The 14,337-nt window shown below is 69.7% G+C and carries 14 protein-coding genes; 2 read left to right on the top strand and 12 right to left on the bottom strand.

Translation table 11 applies throughout. The annotated features are described in order from the left end of the window. Window positions 1–35: 35 nt before the first annotated feature. Window positions 36–599 carry a pyridoxamine 5'-phosphate oxidase family protein gene (locus ACQI5H_RS00225; RefSeq protein WP_427077440.1) on the top strand — a complete coding sequence of 188 codons (564 nt, stop codon included), beginning with the start codon at window positions 36–38 and terminating at the stop codon, window positions 597–599. On the opposite strand, the gene metK is transcribed toward ACQI5H_RS00225, so the two are convergent. The 5 genes from metK to mihF form a co-directional block, all read right to left on the bottom strand. Beyond that, complete coding sequence (metK, locus tag ACQI5H_RS00220; protein ID WP_427077439.1) at window positions 592–1,803, bottom strand: methionine adenosyltransferase; 1,212 nt, start codon at window positions 1,801–1,803, stop codon at window positions 592–594. The genes ACQI5H_RS00225 and metK overlap by 8 nt on opposite strands. Before the next feature lie 101 nt (window positions 1,804–1,904). Beyond that, the gene (coaBC, locus tag ACQI5H_RS00215) at window positions 1,905–3,143 is read right to left on the bottom strand and encodes a bifunctional phosphopantothenoylcysteine decarboxylase/phosphopantothenate--cysteine ligase CoaBC (protein WP_427077438.1); all 1,239 of its coding nucleotides are present in this window, start codon (window positions 3,141–3,143) and stop codon (window positions 1,905–1,907) included. Window positions 3,144–3,158: 15 nt separating this feature from the next. Continuing rightward, the gene (gene rpoZ / locus ACQI5H_RS00210; protein WP_427077437.1) at window positions 3,159–3,491 is read right to left on the bottom strand and encodes a DNA-directed RNA polymerase subunit omega; all 333 of its coding nucleotides are present in this window, start codon (window positions 3,489–3,491) and stop codon (window positions 3,159–3,161) included. A 79-nt stretch (window positions 3,492–3,570) separates the two neighbouring features. Beyond that, on the bottom strand, window positions 3,571–4,197 hold the full coding sequence (gene gmk, locus ACQI5H_RS00205) for a guanylate kinase (RefSeq protein WP_427077436.1): 627 nt from the start codon (window positions 4,195–4,197) through the stop codon (window positions 3,571–3,573). Window positions 4,198–4,253: 56 nt separating this feature from the next. Continuing rightward, window positions 4,254–4,568 (bottom strand): integration host factor, actinobacterial type, encoded by a 315-nt coding sequence (mihF, locus tag ACQI5H_RS00200; RefSeq protein WP_076063029.1) that lies wholly within the window; start codon window positions 4,566–4,568, stop codon window positions 4,254–4,256. A 669-nt stretch (window positions 4,569–5,237) separates the two neighbouring features. Here mihF and ACQI5H_RS00195 point away from each other — a divergent pair. Next, complete coding sequence (locus tag ACQI5H_RS00195) at window positions 5,238–5,660, top strand: TOBE domain-containing protein (protein ID WP_427077435.1); 423 nt, start codon at window positions 5,238–5,240, stop codon at window positions 5,658–5,660. A 7-nt stretch (window positions 5,661–5,667) separates the two neighbouring features. Here the strand turns inward: ACQI5H_RS00195 and pyrF are convergent, their stop codons facing one another. From pyrF to pyrR, 7 genes are read right to left on the bottom strand one after another with little or no spacing between them, the layout of a single operon-like run. Next, window positions 5,668–6,495 (bottom strand): orotidine-5'-phosphate decarboxylase, encoded by an 828-nt coding sequence (gene pyrF, locus ACQI5H_RS00190; protein WP_427077434.1) that lies wholly within the window; start codon window positions 6,493–6,495, stop codon window positions 5,668–5,670. Next, the gene (carB, locus tag ACQI5H_RS00185) at window positions 6,492–9,842 is read right to left on the bottom strand and encodes a carbamoyl-phosphate synthase large subunit (RefSeq protein ID WP_427077433.1); all 3,351 of its coding nucleotides are present in this window, start codon (window positions 9,840–9,842) and stop codon (window positions 6,492–6,494) included. The genes pyrF and carB overlap by 4 nt, the downstream gene beginning before the upstream one ends. Then, the gene (gene carA, locus ACQI5H_RS00180) at window positions 9,842–10,960 is read right to left on the bottom strand and encodes a glutamine-hydrolyzing carbamoyl-phosphate synthase small subunit (RefSeq protein WP_427077645.1); all 1,119 of its coding nucleotides are present in this window, start codon (window positions 10,958–10,960) and stop codon (window positions 9,842–9,844) included. The genes carB and carA overlap by 1 nt, the downstream gene beginning before the upstream one ends. A gap of 47 nt (window positions 10,961–11,007) precedes the next feature. Next, entirely contained in the window at window positions 11,008–11,517 is a 510-nt protein-coding gene (locus ACQI5H_RS00175; protein ID WP_427077432.1) for a transporter, read from the bottom strand. Next, entirely contained in the window at window positions 11,514–12,806 is a 1,293-nt protein-coding gene (locus ACQI5H_RS00170; RefSeq protein WP_427077431.1) for a dihydroorotase, read from the bottom strand. The genes ACQI5H_RS00175 and ACQI5H_RS00170 overlap by 4 nt, the downstream gene beginning before the upstream one ends. Beyond that, a complete protein-coding gene (locus ACQI5H_RS00165) occupies window positions 12,803–13,762 on the bottom strand; it encodes an aspartate carbamoyltransferase catalytic subunit (protein WP_427077430.1) in 960 nt (319 codons plus the stop codon). The genes ACQI5H_RS00170 and ACQI5H_RS00165 overlap by 4 nt, the downstream gene beginning before the upstream one ends. Then, window positions 13,759–14,331 carry a bifunctional pyr operon transcriptional regulator/uracil phosphoribosyltransferase PyrR gene (gene pyrR, locus ACQI5H_RS00160; protein WP_427077429.1) on the bottom strand — a complete coding sequence of 191 codons (573 nt, stop codon included), beginning with the start codon at window positions 14,329–14,331 and terminating at the stop codon, window positions 13,759–13,761. The genes ACQI5H_RS00165 and pyrR overlap by 4 nt, the downstream gene beginning before the upstream one ends. Between the last annotated feature and the right edge of the window lie 6 nt (window positions 14,332–14,337).

Genomic DNA, 14,337 nt, shown 5'->3' with positions numbered 1-14,337 from the left:
CAAATTCGGTTGCGGGCTTGCATTAGGCTCGACGCGTGGCGAAAGAGTTTTCGCGTATCGACGAGTCACTGCGCGAGTTCATCGGCGACCAGGCCGTGTTCTTCGTAGCCACCGCACCGTCCGAAGGCGGCCGAATCAACCTCTCCCCCAAGGGGTATCGGGACACGTTCGCGGTGCTCGACGATCATACCGTCGCCTACCTCGACATGTTCGGCAGCGGCGTGGAAACCATCGCGCACTTGCGCGACAACGGCCGCATCACCGTCATGTTCTGCTCGTTCACCCGCAACTCGCGGATCCTGCGATTGTTCGGCACCGGACGCGCGGTTCGACCCGATGACGGCGAATTCGCAGGCCTGCGAACGTGTTTCGGTGACGAACATCCGGGGGTGCGTGCCGTCATCGTGATCGACGTCGAGCGCATCGCCGACGCGTGCGGGTTTGCGGTGCCCTACTACGACCTCGTCGACGAACGGCCGGTGCTCGACGCCCATCACGCCAAGGCGCCCGCGGAGTCCTATGTTCGCCTGGTCGAACGCAATCGGCGCAGCATCGACGGCCTGCCCGCGTTAGAGCCCGACCACCCGCTGCCTAGATAGCGCGCTTGAGCTCGTCGACCATGTTCAGCTGCTCCCACGGCAGCTCGACGTCGGTGCGGCCGAAGTGCCCGTAGGCGGCCGTCTGCGCGTAGATGGGGCGCAGCAGGTCCAGGTCGCGGATGATCGCGCCGGGCCGCAGGTCGAACACCTCGGGCACGATCTTCTCGATCTTGACCGGGTCGACGATCGCGGTGCCGAACGTCTCGATGAACAACCCGACCGGTGCAGCCTTGCCGATGGCGTAGGCCACCTGCACCTCGACCCGCTCCGCCAGGCCGGCGGCGACGATGTTCTTTGCCACCCAGCGCATCGCGTACGCCGCCGAACGGTCCACCTTGGACGGATCCTTGCCGGAGAAGGCGCCACCGCCGTGGCGGGCCCAGCCGCCGTAGGTGTCGACGATGATCTTGCGGCCGGTCAGGCCCGCGTCCCCCATCGGGCCGCCGAGGACGAACTTCCCCGTCGGGTTGACCAGCACCCGGGTCCCCGATGAATCCAGCGTCTCGTGGGCGAGGTCCGCCAGCACGGTCTTCAGCACGTGCTCCCGGATGTCGGGGTCCAGCTTCTTCTCCAGGTCGATGCCGTCGGCGTGCTGGGTGGACACGACCACGGTGTCCAGCCGGACTGGCACGTCGTCCTCGTACTCGATGGTGACCTGGGTCTTGCCGTCCGGCCGCAAGTAGGGCAGCGTGCCGTTCTTGCGGACCTCGGTCAGCCGCCGCGACAGGCGGTGCGCCAGCGCGATGGGCAGCGGCATCAGCTCCGGGGTGTCGTTGATCGCGTAGCCGAACATCAGGCCCTGGTCGCCGGCCCCCTGGAGGTCCAGCGGGTCCTGCTCACCCTCGACGCGGGCCTCGTAGGCGGTGTCGACGCCTTGGGCGATGTCGGGCGACTGCGCGCCGATGCCGATGTTCACCCCGCACGACGCGCCGTCGAAGCCCTTGTCCGACGAGTCGTAGCCGATCTCGAGGATGCGCGCCCGCACGGTGTTGGTGATGTCCGCGAACGCCTCTTTCGCCGTCGTCGTCACCTCGCCCACGACGTGCACCTGCCCGGTGGTCACCAGGGTCTCGACCGCGACACGTGAGCGGGGGTCCTCCGCCAACAGCGCGTCGAGGACCGAGTCGCTGATGGCGTCACAGATCTTGTCGGGATGCCCCTCGGTCACCGACTCACTGGTAAACAGCCGACCCTTCTCGCTCACTGTGTCATCCTTCCAGTCACCCGCATCCTAAAACTTAGTTAGACAAATTATTTTAACGCCCTAGGCCCAACCGGCCCAGCCGGGCGCATGCAACCGTATCGCTAGCCCGTGTGGTGCAGAAACGCCACGATCGCATCAACGATACGACTGGCCATCAGCGTCTTGGAACCGTGCTGCAGCGCGGACTCCGCGCCGTCGGAGGCCAGCAGCCAACCGTCATTGCTGTCCACCTCGAACGCCCTGCCGTCGCCGACGGCGTTGACGACCAACAGGTCACAGCCCTTGCGCCGCAACTTCTCTCGGGCGTGGAAGAGCACGTCGCCGTTGGCGTCGCCGGTCTCGGCGGCGAACCCCACGATGGCCCGCATGTTGGGCAGGTCGCCGTGGGCGCGCGCCCGCACCGCGCCGGCCAGCACGTCGTCGTTGCGCACCAGCTCGATCGTGGGCGGGTCCTCGCCACCCTTTTTGATCTTGGCGGCGGCAACCTGCGCCGGCCGGAAGTCGGCCACCGCAGCCGCCATCACCAGCACGTCGGCGTCGGGGGCGTGCTTGGACACCGCCTCCCCGAGCTGCTGCGCCGAGCTGACGTGGACGACGTGGACGCCGGCGGGGTCGATGAGGCCGGCGGTGTGCCCGGCGATCAGGGTGACCTCGGCGCCGCGCTGGGCGGCGACCCGCGCGACGGCGTAGCCCTGCTTGCCGGAGCTGCGGTTGCCGACGAAGCGGACGGGATCGATCGGTTCGCGGGTGCCACCGGCGGTCACCAGCAGCTTGCAGCCGGCGAGGTCGTAGGGCAGCGCGTCGTGGCGCTCCAGCAGCAGGTGGGCGAGCGTGGTGATCTCCTCGGCCTCGGGCAGCCGTCCGGCACCGCTGTCGGCGCCGGTGAGGCGCCCGGACGCGGGTTCCAGCACAACGGCCCCGCGGCGGCGCAAAGTCGCCACGTTGTCGACGGTGGCCGGGTGCAACCACATCTCGGTGTGCATCGCCGGCGCGAACAGCACCGGACATCGCGCCGTGAGCAGCGTCGCGGTCAGCAGGTCGTCGGCGCGGCCGTGCACGGCGCGGGCCAGCAGGTCGGCGGTGGCGGGCGCCACGACGACCAGGTCGGCCTGCTGACCCAGCCGCACATGCGGCACCTCGGGAACGTCGGAGAAGACGCCGGTGTGGACCGGCTGTCCGGAAAGCGCCTCGAAAGTGGCGGCCCCGACGAAGCGCAACGCGGATTCGGTGGGGATGACGCGGACCTCGTGGCCGGCCTCGGCGAGCTGACGAACGACGGTGCACGCCTTGTAGGCGGCGATGCCACCGGAGACGCCGACGACGATCCGCTTGCGGTCCACAGCGCGCCCGGCCTGTTACTCGCCCTCGGTGTGTTCGAGCAGGTCGGCGTGGATCTCGCGCATCGCGATGGACAGCGGCTTTTCCTGCAGCCCAGGCTCGACCAGCGGTCCCACGTACTCGAGGATGCCCTCACCGAGCTGGTTGTAGTAATCGTTGATCTGGCGGGCCCGCTTGGCCGCGTAGATCACCAGCGCGTACTTGCTCGAGACGCGGTCCAGCAATTCGTCGATGGGCGGGTTGGTGATGCCCAGCGGGGTGTCGTAGGCACCCTGCCCGGCTGACGACGGATCGAACTGATCCAGGGCGGGGACGGCGGCTAGCGACGCGTCGGACTGCGGATTGCTCACTTAAGAAAATCTCCTGGCGGCGTAGAGCGGTGGGAAACTCGATGCTTGATCGGTCTGGGTCCGGCGCTGACCAGGCGACTCAATCCGGGCCAGGCGCGGTTGCCACCAGCAAGGATACCAATTCCGCGCACGCAGACTCCAATCGACTGTTGACCACGACCTCGTCGAAGTCGTCCTGCGCCGCCAGCTCGACGCGGGCGGTGTCCAGCCGGCGCTGGATCACCTCGGGCGTCTCGGTGCCGCGGCCCACGAGCCTGGCCTCCAGGTCCTCCCAGCTGGGCGGCGCCAGGAACACGGCGATGGCTTCGGGCATCGCCCGCTTGACGGCCCTGGCTCCGGCCAGATCTACCTCGATGAGGACCGGGCGCCCGGACGCCGCGGCGGCGCGCACCGGCTCGGCGAGGGTGCCCGATCGGTGCAGTCCGCCGTGGATCTCCGCCCACTCCAGCAGGGCGCCCTCGTCGATGAGTTCTTGAAAGCGGGCGGGGCTCACGAAGTGGTAGTCGACGCCGTCGACCTCCCCGGGCCGCGGCGCCCGCGTCGTGGCGGAAACGCTGAAATGCAGGTTCGGGATTCGCTCACGCAGGCAGCGGACCACCGTGGACTTGCCGACCGCGGAGGGACCGGACAGCACGACCACACGTCCGTTGCCGATCGGCTCGGGACGCGCTCCGCACTCGACGTCCGGTCCCCCGCTCGCGCTCATCGGCGCTCCTGGGTCGGTGCCCGCACAGGCCGTTCGGCCTGCATCGCGCGGCCGGGTTAGGAGCCGAACTTTTCCAGCAGGGCTTTGCGCTGACGGTCGCCGAGACCACGCAGACGGCGAGTCGGCGCGATCTCCAGCTCGGTCATGATCTCCTGCGCCTTGACCTTGCCCACCTTCGGCAAAGCCTCCAACAGCGCGGAAACCTTCATCTTGCCCAGGACTTCGTTGGTCTCGGCGTCCTTGAGCACTTGGGTCAGGCTGGTGCCACCGCGCTTCAGCCGGTCCTTGAGCTCTGCTCGCGCTCGACGTGCGGCAGCCGCCTTCTCCAACGCGGCCGCGCGCTGCTCGTCGGTCAACTGGGGAAGGGCCACGATTCCTCCGTATCTGATCAATCTCTCGATCTTGTGTCTCTGCCGGGTACTTCAGCCAGCGGAGACGACCGTACTCACGCTTCCTGACGAAATCTAACCCGACCCCCCTGGTTACGGGGGTAAATAGGCAGGTCGACCCGCCGTGCGGGTTCAGCCGGCGGCCCCCGCGGCGGCCCCGAAAGCGGCTGGAAGGGGTGCCATTTCGGGGGCGCCGGAGCGCCGACTTCGCTCCTTTTTCGGCGTTCTACCTGGGGTTTTATGTCGCCTCGCGGCGGCCGGGCGCCGAGCCGTCGGGTCTCGCGGTCGGCGGCGCGGACCGGCGCGAGAAGTCGTGCGGCGGATCTCGCAATTTCGCGTGGCGTGTCGCGCGTGTCGCGCCATGGTCAGCGGCAGGTCGGCGACCCCGCGACGGCGATTTCGGCCGCGTGTTCGCCCGCCGTAGGGCCCGCGCCGCGGCCGGGAATCGCAGATTTCGCGCGCCGTTGCCCGCCTTCCCGGGCCCGCCGGGCGCACCCCGACCCGCCCGGCCGCGCGGTCATGATGCGACGCGCCCGGCCCGAGGGGCGGTCGCGGTGGCCGCCGAAGTCGTCGCCGGGCGACCGGGCCGGGCCGCGGCTTTGCGCCACGGACCCAGCAAACAAACTTGGGGCCGGTTGATACGATCGGGCCGTGCCGAGTCTGCGCATCCGTCAGGCGGCCGAGCTGCTGGGAGTCAGCGACGACACCGTCCGGCGATGGATCAACAACGGCACGCTGGCGGTGGGTCTGGACGCGGCCGGGCGCAAGGTGATCGCCAGCGAGGACCTCGCCGAGTTTGCGCGGAACAACGCCCCCGCGCCCCCGCCGGATCCGCTGAGCATCGGCAGCTCCGCCCGCAACCGGTTCGTCGGCCTGGTCACCAAGGTCACCCGCGACAAGGTGATGACCCAGGTCGAAATGCAGTGCGGTCCCTTCACCGTCGTGTCGCTGATGAGCACCGCGGCCGCCGACGAGTTGAAGCTGCAGCCAGGCAGCGTCGCGGTGGCCGTGGTCAAGGCCACGACCGTCATCGTCGAAACCGCGAGACCCGGCACGGCGCTGGCGTCGGACTGAGGCAGGTCTACACCGCCGACAGGTACGCGACGGCGTCCAGCATCCGTTCGCCCGCCGCCCGCAGATCCGACACGCTCGGTCCGGCCCGCAGCACCTCGCGCGCGACCGCCGGCAGCAGCTGGCCCGGCGCCGCCCCGCCCAGGCCGGCGAGCGCCTCGGGCCGCCCGCCCTGCGCCCCGAGCCCGGGCACCAGCACGGGTCCGCCCAGTTCGCTGACGTCGGGCGCCTCGAACACCGTCGCGCCGAGCACCACGCCGACGTATCCGGGCTCGGGCACCGTGGCGGAGCGGTTGACCACCGCCGCCTGGTCGACGATCAGCTGCGCCACCGTCCGGCCGTCGAAGGTGGCGCGCTGCACCGTGCCGCCCTCCGGGTTGGAGGTCGCCGCCAGCACGAACACGCCGCGGTCGTGCGCCGCGGCGGCTTCCAGCAGGGGCCGCAGCGAGCCGAAGCCCAGATACGGCGAGGCCGTCACGGCGTCGGCGGCCAGCGGCGACTCGCCCGCCCACGCCTCGGCGTAGGCGGCCATCGTCGTCCCGATATCGCCGCGCTTGGCGTCGGCCAGCACCAGCACACCCTCGGAGCGCAGCGCTTTGACGGTGCGCTCGAGGACCGCGAATCCCGCGGCGCCGTAGGCCTCGAAGAACGCCACCTGCGGTTTGACGACGGCGAAGCCGGCGAAGGCCTCGATGCAGATGTCGCAGAAAGCGGCCAGGCCGTCGGCGGAGGTCGGCAGGTCCCAGGCCCGCAGCAGCTCGGGATGGGGGTCTATGCCCAGGCACAGCGGCCCGCGGGCCAGCTTGGCCGCGGCCAGCCGGGCGCCGAACCCCGTCACTTTGCGCCGCCCGGACCGATGACGCTGTGCAGTTCCTGCAGCGACCGCACGCCGATGTCGCCGCGGATCCCCGCTTCGATGCCCTGCACGGCGGCCGACGCGCCCTGCACCGTCGTGACGCACGGGATGTTGACGGCCACCGCCGCCGACCGGATTTCGTAACCGTCGATACGTGGACCGGAGTTGCCGTAGGGGGTGTTGATCACCATGTCGACCTCGCCGGCCTTGATCGCGTCGACGGCGGATGCCGCGGGGCGGTCCGGCTGCGGCGGCTCGAAATGCTTGCGAACCTCGTCGCAGGGAATCCCGTTGCGGCGCAACATCTCCGCGGTGCCCTCGGTGGCGAGAACGCGGAAGCCCAGATCGGCCAGCCGCTTGACGGGAAACACCAGCGAGCGCTTGTCGCGGTTGGCGACCGAGACGAACACGGTGCCCTCGGCCGGTAGCGATCCGTAGGCGGCGGTCTGGCTCTTGGCGAAGGCGCTGCCGAAGTCGCGGTCGATCCCCATCACCTCGCCCGTCGACTTCATCTCCGGGCCGAGCAGCGAATCGATGGCCGCCCCGTCCGCGCGGCGGAACCGGTGGAACGGCAACACCGCTTCCTTGACCGCGATCGGCGCGTTCAGCGCGGCGTGGGCGCCGTCCCCGTCCCGCACCAGCATTCCCTCGTCGCGCAGCTGGGAAATGGTGGCGCCCAACATGATCCGGGCGCACGCCTTGGCGAGCGGGATCGCGGTGGCCTTGGAGACGAACGGAACGGTGCGGCTGGCACGCGGGTTGGCCTCCAGGACGTAGAGCACGTCGTCCTTAAGGGCGTACTGCACGTTGAGCAGACCGACCACGCCGATGCCGTGCGCGATGGCCTCGGTGGCGCGGCGGACCTTCTCGATGTCGCTGCGGCCCAACGTCACCGGCGGCAGCGCGCAGGCCGAGTCCCCGGAGTGGATGCCGGCCTCCTCGATGTGCTCCATGATGCCGCCGATGTAGACCTCGGCGCCGTCGCACAGCGCGTCGACGTCGATCTCCACCGCGTCCTCCAGGAAACGGTCGACGAGCACCGGGTGTTCGGGGGACAGCTCGGTGGCGCGGGTGATGTAGCCCTTGAGGGTTTCCTCGTCGTAGACGATCTCCATGCCGCGACCGCCCAGCACGTACGACGGCCGCACCAGCACCGGGTAGCCGATGTCCGCGGCGATCCGGCGGGCCTGGTTGAAAGTCGTTGCGGTGCCGTACTTCGGGGCGGGCAGCCCGGCGGTGCGGAGCACGTCGCCGAAGGCGCCGCGGTCCTCGGCCAGGTCGATGGCCTCCGGCGGCGTGCCCACGATGGGAACCCCGGCGTCGAAGAGCCGCTGCGCGAGTCCCAGGGGCGTCTGCCCGCCGAGTTGGACGATGACCCCGACCACGCCGGGGCCGCCGGCCGCGGACCGGGATTCCGCGCGGAATACTTCCAGCACGTCCTCGAAGGTCAGCGGCTCGAAGTACAGGCGGTCGGCCGTGTCGTAGTCGGTGGACACCGTCTCCGGGTTGCAGTTGACCATCACCGTTTCAAAACCGGCCTGGCTCAACGTGGTTGCCGCGTGCACACAGCTGTAGTCGAATTCGATGCCCTGGCCGATCCGGTTCGGTCCCGAACCCAGGATCAGCACCTTGGGCTTCTCGGTCTGCGGGGCCACCTCGGTCTCGGCGGCCGGGTCGAGTTCGTAGCTGCTGTAGTGGTATGGCGTCTTGGCCTCGAACTCCGCGGCGCAGGTGTCGACCGTTTTGTACACCGGGTGAATGTCGAGCCGCTCGCGCAGGGACCGGACACCGTCCTCGCCGGCCAATTCCGGTCTCAGGGCCGCGATCTGGCGGTCGGACAGCCCGCTGTGCTTGGCCCGCCGCAGCAGGTCCACGTCGAGCACCGGGGCGGCGACCAGATCGGCGCGCAGCGTTTCCAGCTCGCCGATCTGCGCGACGAACCACGGGTCCACGCCGCTGGCCTCGGCGACCTGCTCGACCGACGCGCCCAGCCGCAGCGCCAGTTCGATGTCGTACAGCCGGCCTTCGGTCGGGGTCCGCAGGCGGGTCAACACCTCGGCGACGTCACCGTTGGGATCGGGCTTCGTCCAGAAGCCGGCACGCCCCGTCTCCAGCGACCGCATCACCTTGCCCAGCGCCTCGATGAAGTTGCGGCCCAGCGACATTGCCTCCCCGACGGATTTCATCGTCGTGGTCAGCGTGGGATCGGCGCCGGGGAACTTCTCGAACGCGAACCGCGGCGCCTTGACCACCACGTAGTCCAGCGTCGGCTCGAAGCAGGCGGGCGTTTCCTTGGTGATGTCGTTGACGATCTCGTCGAGGGTGTAGCCGATGGCCAGCTTGGCCGCGATCTTGGCGATCGGGAAGCCGGTGGCCTTGGACGCCAGCGCGCTCGACCGGGAAACCCGGGGGTTCATCTCGACGACGATCAGCCGACCGTCGCGCGGGTTGACCGCGAATTGGATGTTGCAGCCGCCGGTGTCCACGCCGACCTCACGCAGGATCGCGATGCCCAGATCCCGCATCCGCTGGTATTCGCGGTCGGTCAGGGTCATGGCCGGCGCGACGGTGACCGAGTCGCCGGTGTGCACGCCCATCGGGTCGACGTTCTCGATGGAGCACACCACCACCACGTTGTCGTGGCCGTCGCGCATCAGCTCGAGCTCGAATTCCTTCCAGCCGTAGATCGATTCCTCGATCAGCACGTTGGCGCTCGGGCTCGCGGCGAGCCCGGCGCCGGCCATCCGGTCGACCTCTTCGGCGGAGTGCGCCATGCCCGAGCCCAGGCCGCCCATCGTGAAGCTGGGCCGCACCACCACCGGCAGGCCGACCTCCTCGACGGTCTCGCGTACCTCGTCCATCGTGAAACACACTCGGCTGCGGGCGGATTCGCCGCCGACCTTGGCGACGATGTCCTTGAACCGCTGCCGGTCCTCGCCGCGCTGGATCGCGTCGAAATCCGCGCCGATGAGTTCGACGCCGTAGCGCTCGAGGACGCCGTTCTCGTACAGGGCAACGGCCGTGTTCAGCGCGGTCTGGCCACCGAGGGTGGCAAGCAGGGCGTCGATCTTGTTGCCGCGCTCGGCCTGCTGGGCGATCACCCGCTCGACGAACAACGGGGTGATGGGCTCGACGTAGGTGTGATCGGCGTACTCCGGGTCGGTCATGATCGTGGCCGGGTTGGAGTTGACGAGGCTGACCTGCAGCCCGTCGGCGCGCAGCACCCGGCAGGCCTGGGTGCCGGAGTAGTCGAATTCGCAGGCCTGACCGATGACGATCGGCCCCGAGCCGATCACCAGCACGTGGTTGAGGTCGGTCCGCCGCGGCACTAGCGGCTTCCTTCCATGAGCTCGACGAATTGGTCGAACAGATAATTCGCGTCGTGGGGACCCGCGGCGGCCTCGGGGTGATACTGCACCGAAAACGCCTTTCCGTCGGCGAGTTTGATGCCCTCGACCACCCCGTCGTTGGCGCAGGTGTGGCTGACGACCGCGGGCCCGAACGGCGTGTCGAAGGACTGGCCCGCCTCGCCTTCCAGCGCGAACCCGTGGTTCTGCGCGGTCACCGCGACCCGCCCGGTGGCGTGGTCAATGACCGGGACGTTGATGCCGCGGTGACCGAACACCATCTTGTAGGTGGACAGGCCCAGCGCCCGGCCCAGGATCTGGTTGCCGAAACAGATTCCGAACAACGGGATTCCGGCGCCGATCACCTCTCGGGTGAGTTCGACGACGTGATCGGCGGTGGCCGGGTCGCCGGGCCCGTTGGACAGGAACACCCCGTCGGGCTTGAGCTCGGCGATCTGCCCGAAGGCGGCCGACGCGGGCAGCACGTGGCTGCGGATGCCGCGCCGGGCGAAGTTGCGCGGGGTGTTGGTCTTGATGCCGAGGTCCAGCGCGGCCACCGTAAAGCGCTGCGGCCCTTCGGGTTCGACGATGTAGGTGCCGTCGGTGCTGACCTCGCCGGCCAGATCGGCGCCCAGCATGGACCGCTGGCCCCGCACCCGCTCCAGCAGCTCGGCGGGCTCGGCGAGCGCGTCACCGGAGAACACCCCGGCCTTCATCGAGCCGCGGCTGCGCAGGTGCCGCACCACCGCGCGGGTATCGATGCCGGCGATCCCGACGATGTTCTGGCGGACCAGCTCGTCGTCCAGCGTGCCGGTGGCGCGCCAGTTCGACGCGCGCGGCGACGGGTCGCGCACCGCGTAGCCGGCGACCCAGATCTTGTCGCCGCGGCTCTCGGCGTCCTCGCCGTTCCACCCGGTGTTGCCGATCTGCGGCGCCGTGGCCACCACGATCTGCCGGTGGTAGCTGGGATCGGTGAGCGTTTCCTGATAGCCGGACATGCCGGTGGAAAACACCGCCTCCCCAAGGGTTTGGCCGATCGCGCCGAACGGCGTGCCGGTGAAGACGCGACCGTCCTCGAGCACCAGTAGCGCCTTGCTGATAGCGCCGCTCCTTCTCATCGCTTCGCTCTGCATCGTCTCGGCGCGGCTCACGCGGCTCCCTCCTGCTGGTCGTCCAGCCAGTCGTCGTAGTCGGCGCGGTGGTTCGCGCGGAATCCGGTGTCGATCTCGCCGCCCGACGGCAGCCGCCACCGGATCGCCAGTATCCCGATGCGGGCCATGACCTTGGCTCCGATGGCGCGCTCCATGCGAATGGCCAGGATCGACTCGCGCGGAATCCAAATCGGTTTGGCGCGAACGCGTTCCAACAGGATTCCCTCGGGGTAGCGAGTCAGCACCGCCTTGCTGCGGTAACCGAGATCGCCGGCGGCGACCCGCTCGTTCCAGGCTGGCGCGACGGCGCAGCCGCAGTAGAGGCCGCGAGTCGTCAGCGTGGCGGTGCTCACCTCGTCGGGCATCTCGGGCAGCTCGCCGATCACCTCCTGCTGGCGTTGCGAGCGGCGCTGCCAGGAACGCATCATCAGCTGAATCACCACGGCGATGACCACCACCAGCACGGCCGCGAAGATCAGCGACCCCACCAGCGTTCCGGAATTCATGCCGGGCTCTTCCCGTCGCGGGCGGTGATCTTGCCGCGCAGCAGCGTCGCGGTCACGGTGGCGGGCAAGGTCATCGACTCGTATGGCGTGTTGGCCGACCGGCTGGCCAGGTCGCCCCCCGCGACCGTCCAGGTGGCGTCCGGGTCCACCACGGTCAGGTTGGCCGGCTCCCCCACCTCGAGCGGCCGGCCGTGGTCGGGCAGGCCGACGATGCGCGCCGGGTTCTCGCTCATCACCCGGGCGACGTCGCGCCAGGTCAACAAGCCGGGTGCCACCATCGTCTGCGCCACCACGGACAGCGCCGTCTGCAGCCCCAGCATGCCGGGGCGTGCCGCGCAGAACTCGACGCACTTTTCGTGCTCGGCGTGCGGGGCATGGTCGGTGGCCACACAGTCGATTACCCCGTCGGCGAGCGCCTGACGCAACGCGACCGCGTCGGCGTCCTCGCGCAGCGGCGGGTTGACCCGGTTTACCCCGTCGTAGCTGGCCAGCCTGCCGTCGTCGAGGAGAAGATGATGCGGCGTGACCTCGGCGGTGATCGAAATGCCCTGTGCCTTGGCCCATTTCAGGATCTCGACGGTTCCCGCGGTGGAGGCGTGGCAGATGTGCACCCGGGCGCCGGCGTCGCGGGCCAGCAGCGCATCGCGGGCCACGATCGATTCCTCCGCGGCCCGCGGCCATCCCGCCAGTCCCAGCAGCGCGGCCGTGGGCCCCTCGTGGGCGACCGCGCCGACGGTCAGCCGCGGCTCCTCGGCGTGCTGGGCGATCAGCACCCCCAGGCCGGTCGCGTACTCCAGGGCGCGGCGCATGATCAGCGGGTCGTGCACGCAGATGCCGTCGTCGGAGAACATCCGGACCTGTGCCGCGCCGGCGGCCATCATGCCCATCTCGGTGAGCTCGGTCCCGGCCAGCCCGACGGTGACGGCGCCGACGGGATGCACGTCGACGAGGCCGACCTGCTGGCCGCGGTGCCAGACGTGGTCGGTGACCACCGGGCTGTCGGCGACGGGGTTGGTGTTGGCCATCGCGAACACGGCCGTGTAGCCGCCCAAAGCCGCGGCCGCCGAACCGGTTTCGATGTCCTCAGCGTATTCGCGGCCGGGCTCGCGCAGGTGGGTGTGCAGGTCGACGAATCCCGGCAGCAGCACGTGGTCGGTGGCGTCGATGACGTCGGCGGTATCCGGAATAGCGAGACCCGGCCCGATGTCGGCGATCTGGCCGTCATCGACCAGGACGTCGACACGGTCGCCCTCGCCGTACAGACGCACACCGCGAATCAGGACGCTCATGCCGCGATCTCCTGTGCTCCCACCAGCACGTGGAACAGCACGGCCATCCGCACGTGGACACCATTGGAAACCTGTTGCAGCACAGCCGATTGCGACGAATCGGCCACCGAGGACGCGATCTCCATGCCGCGCACCATCGGCCCCGGGTGCAGCACCACGGCATGGCCGGGAAGCATCGCCTGACGCCGATCGGAAAGCCCGTAGCGAACCGAGTATTCGCGCACCGACGGGAAGAAGCCGCCGTTCATCCGCTCGGCCTGCACCCGCAGCATCAGCACGGCGTCGGCGGCGGGCAACTCGGCGTCGAAGTCGTAGGACACGGTCGCCGGCCACCCGTCGACGCCGACCGGCAGCAGCGTCGGCGGCGCCACCAGCACCACCTCGGCGCCCAGGGTGTCCAGCAACACGACGTTGGAGCGCGCGACCCGGCTGTGCAGGATGTCGCCGACGATCACGATGCGCCGGCCCTCGATGCCGCCGAGCCGCTGCCGGATGGTCAGCGCGTCGAGCAGCGCCTGCGTCGGGTGCTCGTGCGTACCGTCGCCGGCATTGATGACCGACGGGCCCACAGGATCTTCGGCGCCGTCGGCGACGCTGGTCCAGTCGGCGAGGAGGTGCGCGGCGCCCGAGGCCGGGTGCCGGATGATCAGCGCGTCGGCGCCGGCCGCCCGCAGCGTCAGCGCGGTGTCGCGCAGCGACTCGCCCTTGCCCACCGACGATCCGGCCGCGCTCACGTTGATCACGTCGGCGCTCATCCACTTCCCGGCCACCTCGAACGACACCCGGGTGCGGGTCGAGTTCTCGTAGAACATCGTGATCACGGTGCGGCCGCGCAGCGTCGGCAGCTTCTTGATCTCGCGGCCCACCAGGGCCTGCGCGAACCGGTCCGCATCGTCGAGGATGGCGGTGGCGTCGTCGCGGCTGAGGTCGCCGGCGGTCAGCAGGTGTCGGGTCATCGCGAGATCACCACCCCGTCGCGGCCGTCGTGCTCGGCGAGTTGCACGTGCACGCTCTCGGTTCGTGAGGTCGGCACGTTCTTGCCGACATAGTCGGCGCGCAACGGTAATTCGCGGTGGCCGCGGTCGACGAGCACCGCGAGCTGCACGGCGCGCGGCCGGCCCACGTCGCGCAGCGCGTCCAGCGCCGAGCGCACCGAACGCCCGGAGTACAGCACGTCGTCAACGAGGATCACCAGCGCGTCGTCGACGCCGCCCGCCGGGATCGACGTGGCCTCCAGCGGCCGGGGCGGCTTTTGCATCAGGTCGTCGCGGTACAGGGTGATGTCGAGGCCGCCGTGGCCGACCTCGACACCGCTGTATTCGCCGATGTTGGTGGCCAGGCGCTGGGCCAGGATCACACCGCGGGTCGGGATGCCGAGCAGCACCACCCGTGGCGCGTCGGGACTGTCGAGCGCGGTCTTTTCGATGATCTGATGCGCGATGCGCGAAATGGTGCGACCGACGTCGGCCGCAGACATCAACTCTCGAGATTCGCTGCCTAAGGCGGCATCACCCGCGGCACCCATGCGAGA

It is taken from the genome of Mycobacterium heidelbergense (assembly GCF_050205645.1).
GTDB classification, from domain to species: Bacteria; Actinomycetota; Actinomycetes; order Mycobacteriales; family Mycobacteriaceae; genus Mycobacterium; species Mycobacterium heidelbergense_A.
Note: the sequence above shows the minus strand (reverse complement) of the source record. Positions and strands in the feature narration are given on the sequence as shown.